Raw genomic sequence first — 1,521 nt, 5'->3', positions numbered from 1 at the left:
CGCTGCGGCAGGCGCTGGGCGACAAGGCCGGAATCGTGCGCTACGGCGACGCACTGGTGCCGCTCGACGAGGCGTTGGCGCAGGCCGTCGTCGACGTCTCCGGGCGGCCGTACTTCGTCCACTCCGGCGAGCCGGCCGGGCAGGAGCACGTACTGATCGGCGGCCACTTCACCGGCTCGCTCACCGCACACGTGCTGGAGAGCATCGCGCACCACGCCGGCATGACGATGCACGTGCGCGTGCTGGGCGGGCGCGACCCGCACCACATCGCCGAGGCCCAGTTCAAGGCGGTCGCCCGGGCGCTGCGTACGGCCGTCGCGTTCGATCCGCGGGAGCGTGGTGTTCCCTCGACGAAGGGCGCCTTATGAGCGCGGTCTCGGGGCCCGGTCCAGGGCTCCCGGAAGGGGGTCTGGAGGCGGCGGGGTACGCAGGTGCGCAAGGCCCGGTCAGTCTGTGGCCCGGTTGGGCTTTAGCCTCCAGAGCCCCCTTCCGGGAGCCCTGGACCTATGTCTTAGAGGCCGCGCAGGAAGTCCGTGGCGGCGCGCTCGTAGGCTTCGGGATCCGCGTTCCAGGCCTGGACATGGCCGACGTCGTCGGGCCGGATGTAGGTGACCAGGTCAGGGCGGGCCTCGGCGAACTCGTCGGACGACGTGACCGGGACCGTCTCGTCGCCGCTGCCGTGGATGAGCAGCACCGGGACCGCCAGGTCGTCGGCGTTCCTCACCTGGTCCATGGCGCTGAGGTTGATGCCGGTACGCAGCCGGACCACTCCGGACGCGATCGTCGCCGCGAACGACGGCAGGTTGCGGTTGCGGGACTCGAAGGCGAGGATGTCGCCCCAGGAAAGAGCCGGCGAGTCGTAGATGACCCCGGCCACGCCGTCGGTCCCGTGCGTGTGCAGGTAGTTTCCGATGATCGCGCCGCCCATCGAGTATCCGGCCAGGACGATGTCCTCGGCACCCTGCGAACGGGCGTACTCGACGGCGGCTGCGAGGTCTTCGGACTCGGTCCAGCCCAGGCCGTACTCGCCGTGCTCGTCGGCGGGCGCGTCGTCGTCGTTGCGATACGCGATGGACAGCTGCGGGTACCCGAGTTCGTGCAACGATGTCAGCAGCCGGAACGCCTCGGCGCGCGTGCCGCCGCGGCCGTGCACATGGACGATCCAGCGGCTGCTGTCCCCGGCGACGTAGGTGGCCGGGTACGAGCCGAGCGGGCCGTCGTAGCTGACCTCGTCCGCTTCGAGCTCGCTGACCTTGCGGAAGCTGACGAGATCGAGCGGAGCGGCGTAGAAGCTGGTGCGGGCCATGGTCCCGACCGACGGCATGTCCGGGTACGGGATGATCGACCGCGTGATTCGCTCTCCGGAGCGCTCGATCTCCGGTCCGAGGCGGGCGTAGCCGCCCTCCCACTCCAGGCCGGTGAGCCCGGGCTGGTCGGCGTCGTCGCCGGTGAGCGTCACCGTGGTGTCGGTGACCTCGAGAACCTCGATCGGGTACTCGGTGGGGGAGGTATCGACCAGCA

1 protein-coding gene and 1 pseudogene are annotated in these 1,521 nt (G+C 70.3%); one reads left to right on the top strand and one right to left on the bottom strand.

From position 1 onward, the window contains the following. A pseudogene (locus ELR45_RS40335) lies at nucleotides 1–368 on the top strand (imidazoleglycerol-phosphate dehydratase); the annotation flags it as partial. A 143-nt stretch (nucleotides 369–511) separates the two neighbouring features. On the opposite strand, the gene ELR45_RS02820 reads toward ELR45_RS40335, so the two are convergent. Beyond that, nucleotides 512–1,521 (bottom strand): alpha/beta hydrolase (locus ELR45_RS02820; RefSeq protein ID WP_165367418.1); only part of this gene is annotated, 1,010 nt, incomplete at its 5' end.

Origin of the sequence: Phytoactinopolyspora endophytica, from assembly GCF_004138495.1 — a bacterium.
Taxonomy (GTDB): Bacteria; Actinomycetota; Actinomycetes; order Jiangellales; family Jiangellaceae; genus Phytoactinopolyspora; species Phytoactinopolyspora endophytica.
Note: the sequence above shows the minus strand (reverse complement) of the source record. Positions and strands in the feature narration are given on the sequence as shown.